Annotated in this window: 16 protein-coding genes; 9 read left to right on the plus strand and 7 right to left on the minus strand. The window is 62.5% G+C overall.

The features are described from left to right. Positions 1–4: 4 nt before the first annotated feature. The 4 genes from ACIPSK_RS00770 to ACIPSK_RS00785 all read left to right on the plus strand — a co-directional run bounded on the left by ACIPSK_RS00770 (position 5) and on the right by ACIPSK_RS00785 (position 4,830). Positions 5–2,278: a tetratricopeptide repeat protein gene (locus ACIPSK_RS00770; protein WP_162115235.1), complete on the plus strand. Its 2,274-nt coding sequence runs from the start codon at positions 5–7 to the stop codon at positions 2,276–2,278. An 89-nt stretch (positions 2,279–2,367) separates the two neighbouring features. Then, the gene (locus ACIPSK_RS00775; protein ID WP_162115234.1) at positions 2,368–3,156 is read left to right on the plus strand and encodes a hypothetical protein; all 789 of its coding nucleotides are present in this window, start codon (positions 2,368–2,370) and stop codon (positions 3,154–3,156) included. A 216-nt stretch (positions 3,157–3,372) separates the two neighbouring features. Continuing rightward, complete coding sequence (locus tag ACIPSK_RS00780) at positions 3,373–4,188, plus strand: hypothetical protein (protein ID WP_017968274.1); 816 nt, start codon at positions 3,373–3,375, stop codon at positions 4,186–4,188. 96 nt (positions 4,189–4,284) lie between these two features. Beyond that, positions 4,285–4,830, plus strand: a complete 546-nt coding sequence (locus ACIPSK_RS00785; RefSeq protein WP_026154581.1) for a hypothetical protein — start codon at positions 4,285–4,287, stop codon at positions 4,828–4,830. A 14-nt stretch (positions 4,831–4,844) separates the two neighbouring features. Here the strand turns inward: ACIPSK_RS00785 and ACIPSK_RS00790 are convergent, their stop codons facing one another. The 5 genes from ACIPSK_RS00790 to ACIPSK_RS00810 all read right to left on the minus strand — a co-directional run bounded on the left by ACIPSK_RS00790 (position 4,845) and on the right by ACIPSK_RS00810 (position 9,635). Beyond that, positions 4,845–6,338, minus strand: a complete 1,494-nt coding sequence (locus ACIPSK_RS00790; protein WP_162115233.1) for an HAL/PAL/TAL family ammonia-lyase — start codon at positions 6,336–6,338, stop codon at positions 4,845–4,847. After that, complete coding sequence (locus ACIPSK_RS00795) at positions 6,335–7,111, minus strand: ABC transporter ATP-binding protein (protein WP_017968271.1); 777 nt, start codon at positions 7,109–7,111, stop codon at positions 6,335–6,337. Before ACIPSK_RS00795 ends, ACIPSK_RS00790 begins: the two co-directional genes overlap by 4 nt. Before the next feature lie 26 nt (positions 7,112–7,137). Then, positions 7,138–7,842 carry an ABC transporter permease gene (locus ACIPSK_RS00800; protein WP_162115232.1) on the minus strand — a complete coding sequence of 235 codons (705 nt, stop codon included), beginning with the start codon at positions 7,840–7,842 and terminating at the stop codon, positions 7,138–7,140. Between the two features lie 10 nt (positions 7,843–7,852). Next, positions 7,853–8,578: an ABC transporter permease gene (locus ACIPSK_RS00805; protein WP_162115231.1), complete on the minus strand. Its 726-nt coding sequence runs from the start codon at positions 8,576–8,578 to the stop codon at positions 7,853–7,855. Positions 8,579–8,795: 217 nt separating this feature from the next. After that, positions 8,796–9,635, minus strand: coding sequence for a transporter substrate-binding domain-containing protein (locus ACIPSK_RS00810; RefSeq protein ID WP_017968268.1), 840 nt, complete (start codon positions 9,633–9,635; stop codon positions 8,796–8,798). A 196-nt stretch (positions 9,636–9,831) separates the two neighbouring features. Between ACIPSK_RS00810 and hutC (ACIPSK_RS00815) the strand changes: the two genes are divergently transcribed. Further along, the gene (gene hutC / locus ACIPSK_RS00815; RefSeq protein ID WP_162115230.1) at positions 9,832–10,587 is read left to right on the plus strand and encodes a histidine utilization repressor; all 756 of its coding nucleotides are present in this window, start codon (positions 9,832–9,834) and stop codon (positions 10,585–10,587) included. A gap of 35 nt (positions 10,588–10,622) precedes the next feature. On the opposite strand, the gene hutC (ACIPSK_RS00820) is transcribed toward hutC (ACIPSK_RS00815), so the two are convergent. Beyond that, positions 10,623–11,345, minus strand: coding sequence for a histidine utilization repressor (hutC, locus tag ACIPSK_RS00820; RefSeq protein ID WP_162115229.1), 723 nt, complete (start codon positions 11,343–11,345; stop codon positions 10,623–10,625). Between the two features lie 121 nt (positions 11,346–11,466). Further along, positions 11,467–12,813 (minus strand): formimidoylglutamate deiminase, encoded by a 1,347-nt coding sequence (locus tag ACIPSK_RS00825; protein WP_162115228.1) that lies wholly within the window; start codon positions 12,811–12,813, stop codon positions 11,467–11,469. Positions 12,814–12,936: 123 nt separating this feature from the next. Here ACIPSK_RS00825 and hutI point away from each other — a divergent pair, with 123 nt between their 5' ends. From hutI to hutU, 4 genes are all read left to right on the plus strand, one after another. Then, positions 12,937–14,199, plus strand: coding sequence for an imidazolonepropionase (gene hutI / locus ACIPSK_RS00830; RefSeq protein ID WP_162115227.1), 1,263 nt, complete (start codon positions 12,937–12,939; stop codon positions 14,197–14,199). Further along, positions 14,196–15,731 carry a histidine ammonia-lyase gene (hutH, locus tag ACIPSK_RS00835; protein ID WP_162115226.1) on the plus strand — a complete coding sequence of 512 codons (1,536 nt, stop codon included), beginning with the start codon at positions 14,196–14,198 and terminating at the stop codon, positions 15,729–15,731. The genes hutI and hutH overlap by 4 nt, the downstream gene beginning before the upstream one ends. Before the next feature lie 153 nt (positions 15,732–15,884). Next, entirely contained in the window at positions 15,885–16,688 is an 804-nt protein-coding gene (gene hutG / locus ACIPSK_RS00840) for an N-formylglutamate deformylase (protein WP_162115225.1), read from the plus strand. A gap of 30 nt (positions 16,689–16,718) precedes the next feature. Next, complete coding sequence (gene hutU, locus ACIPSK_RS00845) at positions 16,719–18,392, plus strand: urocanate hydratase (RefSeq protein ID WP_018069840.1); 1,674 nt, start codon at positions 16,719–16,721, stop codon at positions 18,390–18,392.

Below are 18,392 nucleotides of genomic sequence, written 5' to 3' on the forward strand. Positions count from 1 at the left end.
TTGAGTGGCAGCATCTGTTCGGTCAGCAGCAGTGGGACGAATAGCTGTCCTGCTTTTCCTGTTGCTCGCGCCTGCCGGGCGCAGCCTTGCGACTGACGACATCTCGACATCCAGGGCTGACCCGCAGATATCGATCCATGAGGGCTTCGTGGATGAAAGGACGTGCACATCCTGCCACGCCGATCAGGCCGCGGCCTTTTCGAAGTCCCACCATGCAAAGGCCATGGCATTGGCCAACGACGAAACGGTGCGCGGCAAATTCGACAATACCACGTTCGATCATGACGGCGTCGTCACGACCTTCACCCGCCGCGATGGCCACTTCTTCGTCAACACCGAAGGAGCGGACGGCGGCCAGGCCGAGTTCGAAGTCAAATATACCTTTGCCTACGAGCCCCTGCAGCAATACCTCGTCGACATCGGAGGCGGACGGCTGCAGGCGCTCGACATTGCCTGGGATACGGCCAAAGGGCAGTGGTTCTGGCTCGGCGACGGCACCCCGACCAAACCCGGATCGACCTATCATTGGACAGGTCCTTTCTATCGCTGGAACCGCACCTGCATCGATTGTCATTCGACCGATCCCCAGGCGAAGTTTCAACCGCAGACGAACGAATACAAGTCGAGCTACGTCGCCACCAGCATCGGCTGTCAGTCCTGTCACGGCCCCGGAGCCAAGCACGTCGCTTCGGCGCAATCGGGCAATCTCTCATCCTCGATACCGGATATCGGTCTGCCGAAAGTCGATGCGGGCATCTGCTTTGCCTGCCATGCCAGGCGCACCAAGCTGCTGAACGGCTACCAGCCGGGAAAGCCCTTTCTCGACTATTTCTCCCCTGCCCTGCTCCGGCAGGATCTCTATTTCCCCGACGGGCAGATCCTTGACGAGGTCTTCGAGTATGGCTCGTTTCAGCAAAGCAAGATGGCAAGGGCGGGCGTGACCTGTCTCGACTGTCATCGGCCGCACGAGGCCGGGCTCAAGGCCGAGGGCAATGCGCTGTGCACGCAATGCCACACCGAAACGAAGCCGGAGCGCTTCGTCCGGCAGGATCCAAGTGGGCTGTTCGACACTCCCGCCCATACCCGCCATCAGGCCGGTTCGACCGGAGCGCAATGCGCCAACTGCCATATGCCGGAACGCACCTACATGAAGGTCGACCCGCGCCGCGACCACTCCTTCGTCATCCCCCGGCCGGACCTGTCGACAACCCTCGGAACGCCGAATGCGTGCACGACCTGCCATGTCGGCAGAACAAATGATTGGGCAGCCGAGACAATGGACAAATGGTACGGGACGCAGTGGCGCAAACGCCCGTCGATCGCCCATGCCTTCGCCGGAGCTGCGAACGGCGATGAGGCCGCGATAGAGGCTTTGCGCACGCTTGTCAGCGACCGGAACCAGGCGGGAATTGTCAGGGGCAGCGCCATCGCCGCAATGAGTGGCATCGACGGCGTGGATGTCACCACCGACATCCGCACGGCCGCAGCCGATGCAGATCCGCTCGTCAGGCTCGGCGCTGCGGAAGCGGCGGGCAACATACCGCCTGAACGCAGGCTGGAGGCGGTCGGCAATCTGCTCGGCGATCAAACGCGTGCGGTCCGCGTTGCTGCCGCCAACGCACTCGCCGGCACTCCTCCCGATCTCTTCGGCAATCTGCGCGGCAATTTGGAAAACGCTGTCGCGGACCTGCGCGCCTACGTCGAGGCGAACGCCGACGTCGCGGAAACACAAAGCAATTACGGCTTCTTCCTGTTCGCCCGGCAGCGTACGGCCGAGGCCGAAGCCGCGTTCAGGCGGGCTATTTCGCTCGACCCGACACTGGAGGGAATGCGCGTCAATCTCGCCGAGTTCTACCGCGCTTCCGGCCAGAAGGATAGGTCGGAGCAGACCTATGCCGAAGCGATCGCCATGGCGCCCGAACGCGCGGAGCTGCGCTACGGCCATGCGTTGTCGCTGGTGCGGAAACAGGCATTGACCGATGCTATTACGGAACTCGAAGAGGCCGTGCGGCTCGATCCGCAGAACTCCCAGTACAAAACGACCTTTGCCGTCGCTCTCGATTCGGCTGGCCGGACGGGGGAGGCATTGGACAGGCTCGATGGTTGGGCAGCGGGTGAAGACGCCGACATCATAGGCCTGGCATTGCAATACAGTCTCAAGCTTCGACGCTTGCCCGAGGCGCTGAAACACGCGGAGGTCCTAGCGCGACTGAGACCTGAGGACCAGCAGATTTCAGGCCTCATCGGGCAGTTGACGCAGGCGATCAACGAAAAATAGGTATTTTAGCTTGTCGAAATCTACTTCTCGCTGCACAGTGCCGACTCGGGACAGCAGTGCCGAGGCGAAACGAGATCGGGGGGATTCTCATGAAAGCCATATACTTGCGTGCCATTCTATTGGTGACGGGCATTTGCGCGGCGTCGGCCGGCAACGCCGCCGATATTACGCCGCTCACGCCGGAAGCAAAAACAGTCGAGAGCCAGAGCGGCTGGGAATTCACCTTCGCGCCTTATTTCTGGGCTGCCGGCATATCCGGCGATATTGGGCAATTTGGGCTGCCGGAAGTTCATGTCGACGCGGATTTCGGCGATATCCTCAATAACCTCGACTTCGCTTTCATGGCCGCAGGTGAAGCAAGATACGACCGTTTCAGCATCGTTGGTGACGTGATCTACACCAAGCTCGGTGCCGACGCCGACACACCTGCCGGCATCCTTGCCGATAGCGTCGATGTGACATCGAAGACCTTCGCGGGATTACTTGGCGTCGGTTACGCCGTGCTCGAAGATCAAAATGGCCACCTCGACGTGGTCGGTGGCATGAGGGTCTGGTCGGCCAAGACCGAGATCTCCTTCAATGGCGGCATTCTGGACGGAGTGGATGTCGAAGACAGGGCCACGTGGGTCGATGCCGTCGCTGGCGTCCGAGGAAACTACTTCTTCACGCCGGAAATCTATGTCACCGGGTGGGGCCTGCTGGGCGCCGGCGGCGCCGATATCGACTGGGATGTGGCGTTGGGCCTCGGCTACAAGTTCAACGACACCATCTCAGCGGTCGCCGGATATCGTGCACTCGGCGTCAATTACGATAATGACGGGTTCGTCTTCGACGTCGTCCAGCAGGGGCCGATTATCGGAGTCGCCATCCGGTTCTAACGGGCGGACTGGCGAACTTCGTACTGTTGGCGATTATCCTTCCAGTATGCTCGCCTTTTGAAGACCTGGTGTCCTCGAGGAGCCGGAAAACGACCTCCCCAGGAAGCAAAGAGCCGCCGTGACAGCGGCTCACAGTTCGGTATCCAACAGGATCGACCGGGGGATATCGTTTCGTTTCGGAGGAAGCCTGCCTTGCGGGCTGGATTCAATCGGATCATGGAGGCATTGGTGAAGAAAGTCGCTTCTTGGGTGGTACTGGTTGTCGCGCCGCTCGGTGTCTGGACAGGGACGGCAGCCGCCCAGTCGAGCGAAGACCTGGCAAAGAAGCTGTCGAACCCGATCGCCTCGCTGATCAGCGTGCCGTTCCAGTTCAATTACGATCACGGCTATGGTCCAGACGACGGCGACAAGGCGACGCTGAACATTCAGCCGGTCATTCCCTTCAAGATAAACGAGGACTGGAACGTCATCTCGCGCACCATCCTGCCAGTCACATGGCAGAACGACATTGCCGGACCGTCGGGAACGCAGTTCGGTCTCGGCGACACCACGCAAAGCTTCTTCTTCTCGCCGTCCAAGCCGACCGAGAGCGGCATCGTCTGGGGCGTCGGCCCGGTGTTCCTGCTGCCGACGGCGACGGACGAGCTCCTCGGAAGCGGCAAGTGGGGTGCGGGTCCGACAGCGGTCGTCCTCAAGCAACAAGGCCCGTGGACTTACGGCTTTCTCGGCAACCACATCTGGTCCTTCGCCGGTCAAAGCGACCGGGAGGATGTGAGTTCGACATTCCTCCAGCCGTTCCTCTCCTACACGACCAAGGACGCCTGGACGTTCTCGCTGAATACGGAATCCACCTATAACTGGGAAACGAACGACTGGTCGGTGCCGATCAACTTCGCCGTCGCCAAGCTGATCACCATCGACAAGCAGCCAATCAGCCTGACGGCGGGCATACGATATTGGGCGGCGGCTCCAGACAATGGGCCGGAAGGACTGGGCTTTCGCGTCGCGGTCACGTTCCTCTTCCCGAAATGAATCCGCAGTCGACGACGCGCGCGGCGGCTGTAGTAGCAAAAGCTCAACCTTCTTTTGCTATCGCTAGAGCCGATTGCGTTGGAGATGATGTTGGCGATGAAAATTCTCGCGGCTATGGTTTTGATGGCGGCCGTCGTGCAGCCGGTCTGCGCCTTCGGCGAGACCGAATGGATGGGCGGGGCGAGACAATGGTCGGTCGGCTTTGCGAATGAGGGCCCACATCCCTATTGTCGCCTGCTGTGGGACAGCGAGATTGGCAAGACCATGGAATTCCGCCAGAACGCGACCGAGACGTTCTGGCTGGTTTCAAAGAACACGTGGGACATTCCGGCCAATACCAAGACCGAGGTGACGCTGACCAACCGGACAGTGACGAAAGTGGTCGCCGCCGAATACTTCGACAAGTACACGCTTCGCCTCTGGGGTCCGGCCAGCAAGGGGAGCGGCGGACTGAAGAAGATCATCAAGAATTCCTTTGCCGGAACACCTGACGTGCAGCTTACCTTTGCCGGCGACGAAGGCGACTGGACGCTTCCGCTCTCGCGGGTGGATCAACTCTACCCGACTTATCTCCAGTGCCTCAAACGTCTCGAGGCCGGCGAAAGGCCCAAGCGGAATTCCGAAACCAGCAAGCCGTTCTGACAGCGGTCTTCGGTTCAACCAATCGGCGGCGGCGCGGTATCACGGATCAGGCTGCGCACGGCTTCGATGTCGCCGTTGAGCGGACGCTCGTCGCCATAGTGGGAAACCTGTTCCCGCACTGCCTTATAGACCAGGTCCGTGCCTACCGCCCGCGGCGCCGTCGCTGCCAGGAAATCATGCGCCTGGGCAGCAGCCATCAACTCGATCGCCAATATATATTCGGCGTTGTCGATGACCGCGAGCAGCTTGCCGGCGGCAGCCGTCGGATGCGCGAGGAAATCCTCCTGCAGACCGGAGGTCAGCCCGCCGTCCATGGCCGCGGGTGAAGCAAGGCGGCGGTTCTCGTTGCTCAGTGCGGCTGCGGTATATTGAGCAATCATGAAGCCGGAATGGCTGCCGGCATCGCTCGCCAAAAATGGCGGCAGGCCGCTCACCAGCGGATTGACGAGCCGGTCCATGCGCCGCTCGCTGATCGCGCCGATCTGTGCCAGCGCAATCGCCAGGCTATCGGCCGCCTGCCCGAGTGCCGGGGCAACGGCATGGGCCTCGGAGGAGACGATCGGATGTTCCGGCGTGCCTGAGACCGCCGGATTGTCCGTCACCGAAGCAAGTTCCTGATTGACGACGCGGGCGGAATTGTCGAAAACGTCGCGGGCGGCCCCATGCGCATGCGGCACCGCACGAAGGCTGAGCGCATCCTGCGTGCGCCGGCCGAAGGCGGCGGCGACAAGACCGCTGCCTTGAAGCCGCGCGCGCAGGCTCGCTCCGACTTTCTCTATTCCCGCCGATGGGCGCAGCGCCAGCACCGCCGCGTCGAAGGCGGCAATCTGGCAGCCTGCCGCTTCCAGCGTCAGTGCTGCGATCGCATCGGCCCAGTCGAGCAGCCGCTCGGCGCGGGAAAGCGCCACAGCGGTCAGACCAGTGGCGCAGGCCGTGCCGTTGACAAGGCTCAAGCCTTCCTTGGCGCCAAGCACCAGTGGTTCGAGGCCGATCGCGGCAAGCGCCTCGCGACCGCTCATACGCCGGCCGTCCAGGTGAGCGCTGCCTTCGCCGACCAAAACAAGCGCGATATGGGCGTTGTGGACGAGGTAACCGGCAGAGCCCTTGGAGGGCACGTCGGGAATGCAATCATGTTCCAGCATGGCCGCAAGATGCTGGACGATCTCGCGCCGCACGCCGGAATGACCATGGGCGAAATTGGCAATCTGTGCGGCGATGATGGCGCGCACCTCGCGGGCGGCCAGCGATGGCCCAACGCCGCAGGCATGGCTGAGCACGATGCTGCGCGACAACAGGCTCTGCGAGGCACGATCGACCACCGTATCCGCCAGTGCCCCCACGCCGGTATTGACGCCGTAGGCGCGCACGCCTGTCTCGACGATGCGCGCAACGATGCGGCTTGCCTGCTCGACGCGGGCCGAGGTGGCCGGCGACAGCGCCAGCGCTTCCCCTGCCCCGACGCGGGCGACATCGCGCCAGGTCAACACGGACTCGATGGTGATCGTCATTGACCGCTTCCGAAATGGCCGATGAACTGGCGAAAGGCGGGTGTGGCGCCGCCGGTGAACATTTCGTCGGGCTTGCCGCTGCTTTCGATCAGCCCTTCGCGCATGAAGACGACGCGGTTCGAGACGTTGCGGGCAAAGCTCATCTCATGGGTGACGACGAGCATGGTCATCCCCTCCTCGGCCAGCGCACGCATGACGCGCAGCACTTCGCCGACAAGCTCCGGATCGAGCGCCGAGGTCGGTTCGTCGAAGAGCATCACCTTCGGCTTCATCGCCAGCGCACGGGCGATTGCGGCACGCTGCTGCTGGCCGCCGGAGAGATGGGCCGGATAGGCATGGCGCTTATCTGATATGCCGACCTTTTCGAGCAGGGCTTCGGCCTCGGCGATGCAGTCGGCGCGCGGGCGCTTCAGCACATGGATCGGCCCTTCGATGACGTTCTGCAGGATCGTCATGTGGGACCAGAGATTGAAGGACTGGAACACCATGCCGAGTTCGGAGCGGATATGGTCCACCTGCTTCTGGCTGGCCGGCTTGCTTCGCCCGCCCTTGTGCACCATGCGGACCTCCTCGCCGTCGACCCAGATCTCGCCGTCGCTGGCGGTTTCGAGCATGTTGATACAGCGCAGAAACGTCGACTTGCCGGAGCCGGAGGCCCCCAGCAGCGAGATCACATCGCCGTCTTCCGCATCGAGGGAAATGCCGCGCAAGACCTCGTGCGTACCGAAGCTCTTGCGGATATTGCGGACCGATAGTCGGGTTACGCCTGGCATGGGTGCTCCAATCGGGTCAAAAGCTACTACGCTTTCAGCGGCTGCGGGGCCGCGCGGCGATGTCGGGACAGCGAATATTCGAGCAGAGCCATGCCCTGCAGGATGATGAAGTTGAGGACGAGATAGATGATCGCCGCACAGAGAAAGACTTCCATTGTGCGGTAGGTCTGCGAGATCAGCCGCTGGGCCACGCCGGTGACCTCCCAGACGGTGACGAGGCTTGCGAGCGCCGTCGACTTCATCATCAGCACGATCTCGGTGGAATAGGCCGGCAGCGCGTGGCGGAAGGCGATCGGCGCCAGGATACGGCGCACCAGCAGGAAGCCGGACATGCCGATCGAGCGCGCCGCCTCGATCTCCTTCGGCGAGACGGCACGAATGCCGCCACGGAAGATCTCCGCCGTGTAGCCGGCCGTGCAGAGCGCCAGCGACAGCACGGCGCAGACCATCGGCTCACGCAGGAACGGCCAGAGGAAGGAATAGCGGATGAAGCCGAACTGGCCGAGGCCGTAGAATACCAGGAACATCTGGATCAAAAGCGGCGAGCCGCGGAAGACGAAGATATAGCCTTTGGCGAAGCCCGAAAGCACTCTATTGCCGCTGGTCCGCATCCAGACGATGACAAGCGCCAGCAGGCCGCCGGAGACGATCGACAGGGAAAACAGGATGAGCGTCGTCGGCACGGCCTTGAGCAGGGTGACCATGGTCGAGGCGATGAAGGTGAAATCCATTGTCGCCTCCTTACGCCTGGCCCATGGCGGATGCCGGCATGCTGCGATTGGCGCGGCGCTCCGCCCCGTTGAAGATGCGGTCCGAAAGGCTGGTCAGGATGAGATAGAGGCAGCCGCCGGCGATGAAGAACAGGAAATATTGCCGGGTCGAGCCCGCCGCCACCTGGCTGGTGCGCATCAGTTCGGCAAGACCGGTGACGGAGATCAGCGCCGAATCCTTGAGACTGAGCTGCCAGACGTTACCGAGGCCGGGAATGGCGAGGCGAAACACCTGCGGCATGATGATGCGGCGAAGGCGCATGCCGCGATGCATGCCGATCGCCGAGGCGGCCTCAAGCTCGCCCTTGGAGATGGCAAGAAAAGAGCCGCGAAACACCTCCGCCTGGTAGGCGCCGGAGATGATGCCGACGGCTAGCGCGCCGGCGACAAAGGAAGGCAAACCGAGGAATCCTTCGTAACCCAACGACTGGCCGATCGAGGTGACGGCCGACGAACCGCCGAAATAGATGAGATAGATGATCAGCAGTTCCGGCACGCCGCGAAACACGGTCGTGTAGACATTGCCGAGCGCGACAAGGACAAGATTGCCGGAGAGTTTCGCGGCCGCGACGATCGCGCCCAGCACCGCGCCGATCGCCAGTGCCGTCGCCGTGACAGCCAGCGTCATCAAGGCGGCGGCAACGAGCAGCGCGCCCCATCCGGTCGAGCCGAAGCCGAGAAGTTCCAAGCTTGCCATATCGTCCGTTCCCCGTCCGTGGCAGTGTTTTGCGGATTGACACCAGAGCATGATGCCGAAAAGTACCAGCGGTTTTCGGACGACATCATGCTCTAACTCTTTTATTTAGAACAGGATTCAGTTTTAGGCCGACCGGGCCAAAAATCATCCTGTTCGAGCATGCGGTCTCCGGCGATAAAGCCGGAGACCGGCGTTTGCGGCCGAAAGGCCGAAATGCTTATTGCGGGCTGACGTCGACCTTGAACCACTTCATCGAGAGGTTCTTGACGGTGCCGTCGGCAAGTGCGGACTTGATTGCTTCGCTGAACTTGTCGCGCAGGTCCGTATCCGCCTTGCGGACACCCAGGCCTTCGCCCTCGCCCCAGATCGAACCGGCGATCTCGGGGCCGGTGAAGTCGAGTGCGCCGTTGGCGGACGCAAAGGCATTGGCGAAATAGACGGCGTCATCGAAGCCGAGGTCGATGCGGCCGTTCTGCAGGTCGAGGTCGCGGTCGGCACCGGTCTTGTATTCGCGGATCTCGGCAATATCGCCGAAATTGTCATAGACGAACTTGGCGTAAACGGTCGCCGCCTGAATGCCGATCGTCTTTCCCTTGAAGGCCGCCTTCAGCGCGTCGATCTCCTTCACGCCGGTCTGGCCGGGCGTCATCTTGATCGTGGTGCCGGTGCCGGCGGCCTTTGCCAGCGGGCTGTCCTTGGCGGTGGCAAAGGCGGCAGGCGTGGCGGCATAGGGAATGGTGAAGTCGATGACCTGCTTGCGCTCCTCGGTGATCGACAGCGCATCCATGATGACGTCAAACTTGCCGGCGTTGAGCGCCGGGATCATGCCGTCCCAATCGGAGGCGACCAGCGTGCATTCGATCTTGGCGCGTTCGCACAGCACCTTGGCGAGTTCCGGTTCGAAGCCGCCGAGCGTGCCGTCGGCATTGGTGAGATTCCAGGGCGCATAGGCGCCTTCGAGTGTGATGGTCGCCTTCGTCCAGTCTTTGGAAAAGGCAGGCGCGGCGAAGGCGGAAAAAGCCGCCACGCCACAAAGCAGGATTGCGCTGAATTTCATTTGTGAATTCTCCTCTGGAGTTGAAACAGACCTTGCGGCACCACGGCCGATCTTCGCCGGCTTGCCCTTTCCTGTCCTATTTCTGTTTCAAGGACCGATTGGGAGGTTGTATATGGTACCATATGAGATATTTTGTGATATGCAAGGGGAAAGTCGAATTATGTGGCGAATTCCATTTGTGCAAAAGGAATAGGCAATGAAGCGTCCCGGCGAGATGAAGCGCGAACTGGCGCAGAATGATAGCACCCCGCTCTATGCCGGCGTCAAGCAGGTGATCCTCGACCGCATCCACAGCGGCGAGTGGCCGCCGAAATATCGCGTGCCCTCGGAAAACGAACTGGTCGTCGAGCTCGGCGTCAGCAAGATGACTGCCAACCGGGCGCTGCGCGAACTTGCCAACGAGGGCGAACTCATCCGCATCCAGGGCGTCGGCTCCTTCGTTGCCGAGCGCAAGGGCTATTCGGCGCTGTTCGAGGTCCGCAACATCGCCGAGGAAATTGCCGAACGCGGTCATACCCATGAGGCCTCCGTCATTGTTCTCGCCCAGGAAACCGCCTCTCCGGAGATTGCCGACGCGCTCGAACTGCCGATCGGTGCTGCGGTTTTCCACTCGCTGATCGTCCACAGCGAAAACGGTGTTCCAGTGCAGATCGAGGACCGTTTCGTCCATCCGGAGGCCGCCCCTGAATATCTCGACCAGGATTTTTCGACGCTGACGCCGAACGCTTATCTGACGGCCGCAGCCCCGCTCAGCGGCTCCGAGCACGTTGTCGAAGCGGCGATGCCACAGGCCTGGGAATGCAAGCTGCTGACCATCATGAAGACCGAACCGTGCCTGACGATCCGCCGGCGTACCTGGTCGGCAAAGCAGGTGGTCTCGACCGCTCGCCTCGTCTATCCTGGCCACCGCTACCGGCTGGAAGCGCGCAGCGGCAAGATGTTCGAGGAATGAAAACACTGCTCACGTTGTATATGGAACATGGGCGCTTATTGTGATGCTGGCGTGAAACGCGCCACCAATGCATGACGATCGCCCGGATAGGTGAAACGCACATGCGTCACCGGGCCGGCGCCGCTCCAGGTGCGGCGTTCGACGACGAGGCAGGCGGTATTGCGCGCTATGTCGAGGACGGCTGCCACTTCTGCATTGGCGGAGACGGCGTGGATCCGGTGTTCGGCCGTGCTCCACGGCACCTGGTTGAGCAACCATGGCCCCGGCGCCATCGTCAGGAAATCGGCATTGGCGGCCTCCGGCACCGTCGCAAGGCTGATCAGCCGCTCCTCCAGGCAAAAGGGCCGCATGCCGGCATTGTGGATGCAGACGACCTCGACGACAGAGGACGCCACCGGCAGTTCCAGCCTTCGGCTGTCTTCCGCCTTGGCCTTACGGCTCGTCTTCTTCGATACCGCATAGGAATAGGGCAGGTTCAGCGACTGCACCTCGGCCTTGATGTCGTGGATTTCGAGAACAGCCGATTGCGCCTTCGGCTGGGTGACGAAGCTGCCGGACTTCTTGCGGCGCTCGATCAGGCCGGCCTTTGCGAGCTGGGTCAGCACCTTGTTCACCGTCATGCGCGAGCAGTCATACTGCATGGCGAGATCGACTTCGAAGGGAATGCGGTACCCCGGCGGCCAATCGCCCGAGACGATACGGCCCTCGATGTCGCTGAGGATGCGCTGATGCAAGGTGGGATCCCTGCTTTGGTTCATCGCCACGTTCCGACTGGTCTCCCGTTATCTCTTTGTTTTTACTAAAATCCAGACGAAAGACCACTACACATTTTTGCTGGAATTGCTCTAATTCGAACGGCCGGACAGGAAAAGCTCTTTCTCAGGCGCTCAGCAATTCGCTCATGACCGCCAGGAAACGCCGGTCGATTGCATCGCGCCTGAGATGGCGTCCACCCTCCACTTGCTTGCGGCCATGCGCCCAGACGCAATCGACGGCGACGCCGCCGGCAAACACCCAATGGTCGAGGATCTGGTCGCCTGCGAGATAAGGAACGGCCGTCGTATCGAGCGAAACGATATCGGCGGAATGGCCCACGGCGAGCCCGGCCGGCGCCTTTAGCGCGGCGCCACCACCGGCCAGTGCATGTGTGAACAGCGAAAGCGCCGTCGAACCACCGGGTGCAGCCACGACGTTGCGAGCGCGAAGCGCCAGGCGCTGCGAATATTCGAGCTGGCGCAGTTCCTCCGGCACGGAGATCAGCACGTTGGAATCCGAGCCGATGCCGTAAAGCCCGCCGTCTTCGAGGAAAAACGGCGCGGCAAAGGCACCGTCGCCGAGATTGGCTTCGGTGATCGGGCAGAGGCCAGCGATCGCACCGCTTTTCGCCATCCGCCGCGTTTCGTCCTCGGTCATGTGCGTTGCATGGATCAGGCACCAGCGCTCATCCACAGGCGCATGATCGAGCAGCCATTCCACAGGCCGCGCGCCGGACCAGGCGACGCAGTCCTCGACCTCCTTCACCTGCTCGGCGACATGGATATGGATGGGACCGTCGCCGGCCATCGGCACGAGCTTTATAAGCTCGTCCGGTGTCGCCGCGCGCAGGCTGTGCGGCGCCAGCCCGAGCTCGGCGCCGTCGAGCCGGCCAGTGACTGCCCGGCATCCCTCCATCAGCCTTTCGAAGCTTTCGAGCGAATTGATGAAACGCCGCTGACCATCGATGGGGGCAGCTCCGCCGAAGCCGGAATGAGCATAGAAGACCGGCAGCAACGTCAGGCCGATACCGGTCTCTTCGCTTGCCGCGCCGATGCGTTCGGCAAGCTCGGCGATATTGGCGTAAGTGCTGCCGTCCCTGTCATGGTGAAGATAGTGGAACTCGCCGACGCGCGAAAACCCGGCCTCCAGCATTTCCGCATAAAGCTTGGCCGCGACCGCTTCGACATGCTCGGGCGTCATCGCCAGGGCAAACTTGTACATGACCGTGCGCCAGCTCCAGAAGCTGTCATTGGCCGGGCCGCGCACTTCGGCAAGGCCGGCCATCGCCCGCTGGAAGGCATGGCTGTGCAGGTTCGCCATGGCGGGAACGAGGAGAGCGTGGCATTCATCGCCCGGTCCCGGAGAAGTCCCGATTTCGACCCGCGCGATGCGCCCGGCTTCAAGCGTCAGCCGCACATCTTTCTGCCAGCCTTGCGGCGTCAGCGCCGTGCCTGCGTGAAGTGTGGTCATGGCCTTCCCTCTCCTTTTGCCGCGTCGCCGATCTTTCTTTTCCAGAAAAGCGCGCAAAATTTCTCTTGTCACCCGCCGATTATGTATATACATGTTATCGGCATAAGGAAAGGCGCAAAGCTGATGACCGGGAACAATTTTTCAGAGGAAACCTCGTCCGCAGAAGGTCGCCCAGTTCTTTGGCGCAATGCGCGGCTGGCCACGCTGGCGCCTGGCAAACAAAGACTCGGCATCGTCGAAAAGGGCGCCGTGCTGATCGAAAACGGCCGCATCGCCTTTGCCGGCGCCGAAAGCGACCTGCCGGCATCGGCCATCGAACACTCCGAAATCGTCGATCTCGAAGGCCGCTGGGTAACGCCCGGCCTCGTCGACTGCCACACCCATATCGTCCACGGCGGCAACCGCGCCCGCGAGTTCGAAATGCGGCTTGCAGGCGCCACCTATGAGGAGGTCGCACGCGCCGGCGGCGGCATCGTCTCCTCGGTAAAGGCGACCAACGCGCTGTCGGTCGAAGAGCTCGTCGCCGAGGCTCTGCCGCGGCTCGACACGCTGCTTGCCGAAGGTGTCACGACGATCGAGGTCAAGTCCGGTTACGGGCTGAACCGAACTGGCGAAGTGAAGATGCTGCAGAGTGCCCGCCTGCTCGGCCATATCAGACCGGTCCGCGTCGCCACCAGCTATCTCGGCGCCCATGCGACGCCCGTGGAATATAAGGGTCGCAACGGCGATTATCTCGATGATGTCGTCCTGCCCGGTCTCGACGACATGCACAATCTCGGTCTTGCCGATGCGGTCGACGGCTTCTGCGAGGGCATCGCCTTTTCCACGACTGAGATCGCCCGCGTCTTCGACAAGGCGAAGGCGCTCGGCCTACCGGTCAAGCTGCATGCCGAGCAGCTCTCCAATCTTGGTGGCGCCAAGCTCGCCGCGTCATACGGCGCGCTATCGGCCGATCATCTCGAATATCTCGACGAAGATGGCGTTGCGGCGATGGCTGCAGCCGGCACCGTTGCCGTGCTGCTGCCCGGCGCCTTCTACGCTATCCATGAGAAGCAGAAGCCGCCGGTAGAGGCGTTGCGGCGGGCAGGTGTGCCGATTGCGATCGCCACCGATTGCAATCCCGGCACCTCGCCGCTCACCTCGATGCTGCTCACCATGAACATGTCGGCCACGCTTTTCGGCCTCACCGTCGAGGAATGCATCGCCGGCGCCACCCGCGAAGGCGCCCGCGCCCTCGGCCTGCTCGACAAGACGGGAACGCTCGAACCCGGCAAATTCGCCGATCTCGCCATATGGAATATCGAAAGCCTCGCCGAGCTCGTCTACCGCATCGGCTTCAATCCGCTTCACACACGCGTCTTCAAGGGCGAAAGGAACGGTCGATGACCATCACGCTCCACTCGGGCTCCGTCTCGCTCAAAGATTTGGAAACCATCTACTGGACGGGCGCACCGGCAAGGCTCGATCCCGCCTTCGATGCCGGGATCACCAAAGCCGCTGCCCGCATCGCCGAGATCGCCGCCGGCAATGCGCCGGTCTACGGTATCAATACCGGCTTCGGCAAACTCGCCTCGATCAAGATCGACAGCGCCGATGTGACCACCTTGCAGCGCAATCTCATCCTGTCGCATTGCTGCGGCGTCGGCGCGCCACTGCCTGAGAATATCGTGCGGCTGATCATGGCGCTGAAACTGGTCTCGCTCGGGCGCGGCGCCTCCGGCGTGCGGCTGGAGCTGGTGCGGCTGATCGAAGGCATGCTGGATAAGGGCGTCATTCCGCTGATCCCGGAAAAGGGCTCGGTCGGCGCCTCCGGCGATCTTGCGCCCCTTGCCCATATGGCGGCGGTGATGATGGGCGAGGCCGAAGCCTTCTTCGCCGGCGAACGCCTCTCAGGCGCGCAAGCCCTCGAAAGGGCCGGCCTCAGACCGGTCGCGCTCGCCGCCAAGGAGGGCCTGGCGCTGATCAACGGCACCCAGACCTCGACGGCGCTGGCGCTTGCCGGCCTCTTCCGCGCCCATCGTGCGGCACAGGCAGCGCTCATCACCGGCGCCATGTCCACCGATGCCGCCATGGGCTCTTCGGCGCCCTTTCATCCGGATATTCACACATTGCGTGGCCATAAGGGTCAGATCGACACGGCTGCCGCGCTTCGCGCCCTGCTCGAAAACTCCATCATTCGCCAAAGCCACATCGAGGGCGACGAGCGTGTGCAGGATCCCTATTGCATTCGCTGCCAGCCGCAGGTCGACGGCGCCTGCCTCGATCTGCTGCGCTCGGTTGCCCGCACGCTTGAAATCGAGGCTAATGCGGTCACCGACAATCCGCTGGTGCTGTCGGACAATTCCGTCGTCTCCGGCGGCAATTTCCACGCCGAACCCGTGGCCTTCGCCGCCGACCAGATCGCACTTGCCGTCTGCGAGATCGGCGCGATTTCGCAGCGCCGCATCGCGCTGCTGGTCGATCCGACCCTTTCCTACGGCCTGCCGGCCTTCCTCGCCAAGAAGCCGGGCTTGAACTCCGGCCTGATGATCGCCGAGGTCACGTCTGCGGCGCTGATGTCGGAAAACAAGCAGATGTCGCACCCGGCCTCGGTCGATTCGACGCCGACATCGGCCAACCAGGAAGACCATGTCTCCATGGCCTGCCATGGTGCCCGCCGCCTGCTTGGCATGACCGAGAACCTGTTCGGCATCATCGGCATCGAGGCGCTGACCGCCGCCCAAGGCGTCGAACTGCGCGCGCCGCTATCGACCAGCCCGGAACTTTCGAAGGCGATCGCCGCAATCCGCAGCAAGGTGCCGAGCCTCGACGTCGACCGCTATATGGCCAATGACCTCGCCGCGGCGGCCGAACTGGTGGCGACGGGCGCGCTGAACGCCGCCGTTTCGGATGGCATTCTGCCGGTTTTGGAAGGTTGAGATGATGATGGAAAAAGTCCCCTCCCCAACCCCTCCCCACAAGGGGGAGGGGCTTAACCTGCGGCCCCGGCTGCATTCAATCTTGAACGCAGAGCGTGCGGCTGGCTCTAGCCCCTCCCCGTTGTGGGGAGGGGTTGGGGAGGGGTTTTTGCCATGACCGCACCATACGAAATCCATCGGGGCACCTCCCCCATCATCCTCGGTTTCCCCCATACCGGCACCAACGTGCCGGCTGAGATTGCCGACCGCCTCAACGACAACGGCAGGATGCTGGCCGACACCGACTGGCACATCCATGAGCTCTATGACGGGCTGCTCGACAATGTCACGACCGTGCGCGCCACCTTCCACCGCTATGTGATCGACGCCAATCGCGATCCGGCCGGCGTCAGCCTCTATCCCGGCCAAAACACCACCGGCCTTATTCCCCAGACGGATTTCGACGGCAAGGCGATCTGGAGGGATGGGCAGGCGCCTGACGAAGCTGACGTCGCGGCGCGGCTGCGGGACTTTCATGCCCCCTATCATGCGGCACTTGCCGCCGAGATCGAGCGCGTGAGAGCAATCCATGGCGCCGCAATTCTCTACGACTGCCACTCGATCCGCTCCCACATTCCCTTCCTCTTCGAAGGCAAGTTGCCGGATTTCAATATCGGCACCGACATGGGCAAAACGTGCGACAGCGCCATCGAGCAGGCGACGCTCACCGTCGTCGAAGCCGCCGAAGGTTACGACAGTGTGCTCAACGGTCGTTTCAAGGGCGGCTGGACGACACGCCACTATGGTCAGCCCGATACCGGTGTGCACGCGATCCAGATGGAGCTTGCGCAATCGACGCATCTCCAGACCGAGGCGGCGCCCTTCGCCTACGATGCCGCCAAAGCAGACAGACTCCGCGTCCATCTCAAAAACATTCTGGTGCGCATCGAACAGATCGCGCCCGACCTGAAACGCTGACGCCCGAAACCTGAGAACAGGGGAACCGCCATGAACAATCCACGCCACAATATCCGCGAAATCCGCGCACCCCGCGGCAACGATCTCAATGCCAAGAGCTGGATGACCGAAGCGCCGCTGCGCATGCTGATGAACAATCTCGACCCTGACGTTGCCGAAAATCCGAACGAACTCGTCGTTTATGGCGGCATCGGCCGCGCCGCCCGCACCTGGGAGGATTTCGACCGCATTGTCGCGACGCTGAAGACGCTGACGGAAGAAGAAACGCTAGTCGTGCAGTCCGGCAAGCCGGTCGGCGTCTTCCGCACCCACAAGGATGCGCCGCGGGTGCTGATCGCCAACTCCAACCTCGTGCCGCACTGGGCGACCTGGGATCATTTCAACGAACTGGATAAGAAGGGCCTTGCCATGTACGGCCAGATGACGGCCGGCTCGTGGATCTATATCGGCACGCAGGGCATCGTGCAGGGCACCTACGAGACCTTCGTCGAGGCCGGCCGCCAGCATTACGGCGGCAATCTCAAGGGCAAATGGATCCTGACCGGCGGCCTCGGCGGCATGGGCGGCGCCCAGCCGCTCGCCGCCGTCATGGCCGGCGCCTGCTGCCTGGCCGTTGAATGCAATCCCGATTCGATCGATTTCCGCCTGCGCACCCGCTATGTCGACGCCAAGGCGGAGACGCTGGATGAAGCGCTTGAGATGATCGACCGCTGGACCAAGGCCGGCGAGGCAAAGTCCGTCGGCCTCCTCGGCAATGCTGCCGAAATCCTGCCGGAGATGGTCCGTCGCGGCATCCGCCCCGATATCGTCACCGACCAGACCTCGGCCCACGACCCGATCAACGGCTACCTGCCGAAAGGCTGGACGATGGGTGAGTGGAAGGCAAAGCGCGAAAGTGATCCGAAGGCGGTGGAAAAAGCGGCGCGCGCCTCGATGCGCGAGCATGTCGAAGCGATGATCGCCTTCTGGAACGCCGGCGTGCCGACACTCGACTACGGCAACAACATCCGCCAGGTCGCCAAGGACGAAGGCCTCGAAAACGCCTTCGCCTTCCCGGGCTTCGTGCCGGCCTATATCCGCCCGCTGTTTTGCCGCGGCATCGGCCCCTTCCGCTGGGCGGCCCTTTCCGGCGATCCGGAGGATATCTACAAGACCGATGCCAAGGTGAAGGAACTGCTGCCTGACAACAAGCACCTGCACAACTGGCTCGACATGGCCAGGGAGCGCATCGCCTTCCAGGGCCTGCCGGCACGCATCTGCTGGGTAGGTCTCGGCGACCGCCACAAACTCGGCCTCGCCTTCAACGAGATGGTGAGAACAGGCGAACTCTCCGCCCCGATCGTCATCGGCCGCGACCATCTGGACTCCGGCTCCGTCGCCTCGCCGAACCGCGAGACTGAAGCGATGAAGGACGGTTCTGACGCCGTTTCCGACTGGCCGCTGCTCAATGCCCTGCTCAACACGGCATCGGGTGCCACCTGGGTGTCGCTGCATCACGGCGGCGGCGTCGGCATGGGCTTCTCGCAGCATTCCGGCATGGTCATCTGCGCCGATGGCACGGATGATGCCGCAAGACGTCTCGAGCGCGTGCTCTGGAACGATCCGGCGACCGGCGTCATGCGCCACGCCGATGCCGGTTACGAGATCGCCATCGACTGCGCCAAGGAAAAGGGCTTGCGCTTGCCCGGCATTCTCGGGAACTGA

The organism is Rhizobium sp. LARHSG275 (assembly GCF_052871115.1).

What these genes read in the sequence shown, in the direction of transcription:
- ACIPSK_RS00775 (WP_162115234.1), top strand. Translation starts at nt 2,368, where the DNA reads ATGAAAGCCATATACTTGCGTGCCATTCTATTGGTGACGGGCATTTGC.
- ACIPSK_RS00780 (WP_017968274.1), top strand. Translation starts at nt 3,373, where the DNA reads ATGGAGGCATTGGTGAAGAAAGTCGCTTCTTGGGTGGTACTGGTTGTC.
- ACIPSK_RS00785 (WP_026154581.1), top strand. Translation starts at nt 4,285, where the DNA reads ATGAAAATTCTCGCGGCTATGGTTTTGATGGCGGCCGTCGTGCAGCCG.
- ACIPSK_RS00790 (WP_162115233.1), bottom strand. Translation starts at nt 6,338, where the DNA reads ATGACGATCACCATCGAGTCCGTGTTGACCTGGCGCGATGTCGCCCGC.
- ACIPSK_RS00795 (WP_017968271.1), bottom strand. Translation starts at nt 7,111, where the DNA reads ATGCCAGGCGTAACCCGACTATCGGTCCGCAATATCCGCAAGAGCTTC.
- ACIPSK_RS00800 (WP_162115232.1), bottom strand. Translation starts at nt 7,842, where the DNA reads ATGGATTTCACCTTCATCGCCTCGACCATGGTCACCCTGCTCAAGGCC.
- ACIPSK_RS00805 (WP_162115231.1), bottom strand. Translation starts at nt 8,578, where the DNA reads ATGGCAAGCTTGGAACTTCTCGGCTTCGGCTCGACCGGATGGGGCGCG.
- ACIPSK_RS00810 (WP_017968268.1), bottom strand. Translation starts at nt 9,635, where the DNA reads ATGAAATTCAGCGCAATCCTGCTTTGTGGCGTGGCGGCTTTTTCCGCC.
- hutC (WP_162115230.1), top strand. Translation starts at nt 9,832, where the DNA reads ATGAAGCGTCCCGGCGAGATGAAGCGCGAACTGGCGCAGAATGATAGC.
- hutC (WP_162115229.1), bottom strand. Translation starts at nt 11,345, where the DNA reads ATGAACCAAAGCAGGGATCCCACCTTGCATCAGCGCATCCTCAGCGAC.
- ACIPSK_RS00825 (WP_162115228.1), bottom strand. Translation starts at nt 12,813, where the DNA reads ATGACCACACTTCACGCAGGCACGGCGCTGACGCCGCAAGGCTGGCAG.
- hutI (WP_162115227.1), top strand. Translation starts at nt 12,937, where the DNA reads ATGACCGGGAACAATTTTTCAGAGGAAACCTCGTCCGCAGAAGGTCGC.
- hutH (WP_162115226.1), top strand. Translation starts at nt 14,196, where the DNA reads ATGACCATCACGCTCCACTCGGGCTCCGTCTCGCTCAAAGATTTGGAA.
- hutG (WP_162115225.1), top strand. Translation starts at nt 15,885, where the DNA reads ATGACCGCACCATACGAAATCCATCGGGGCACCTCCCCCATCATCCTC.
- hutU (WP_018069840.1), top strand. Translation starts at nt 16,719, where the DNA reads ATGAACAATCCACGCCACAATATCCGCGAAATCCGCGCACCCCGCGGC.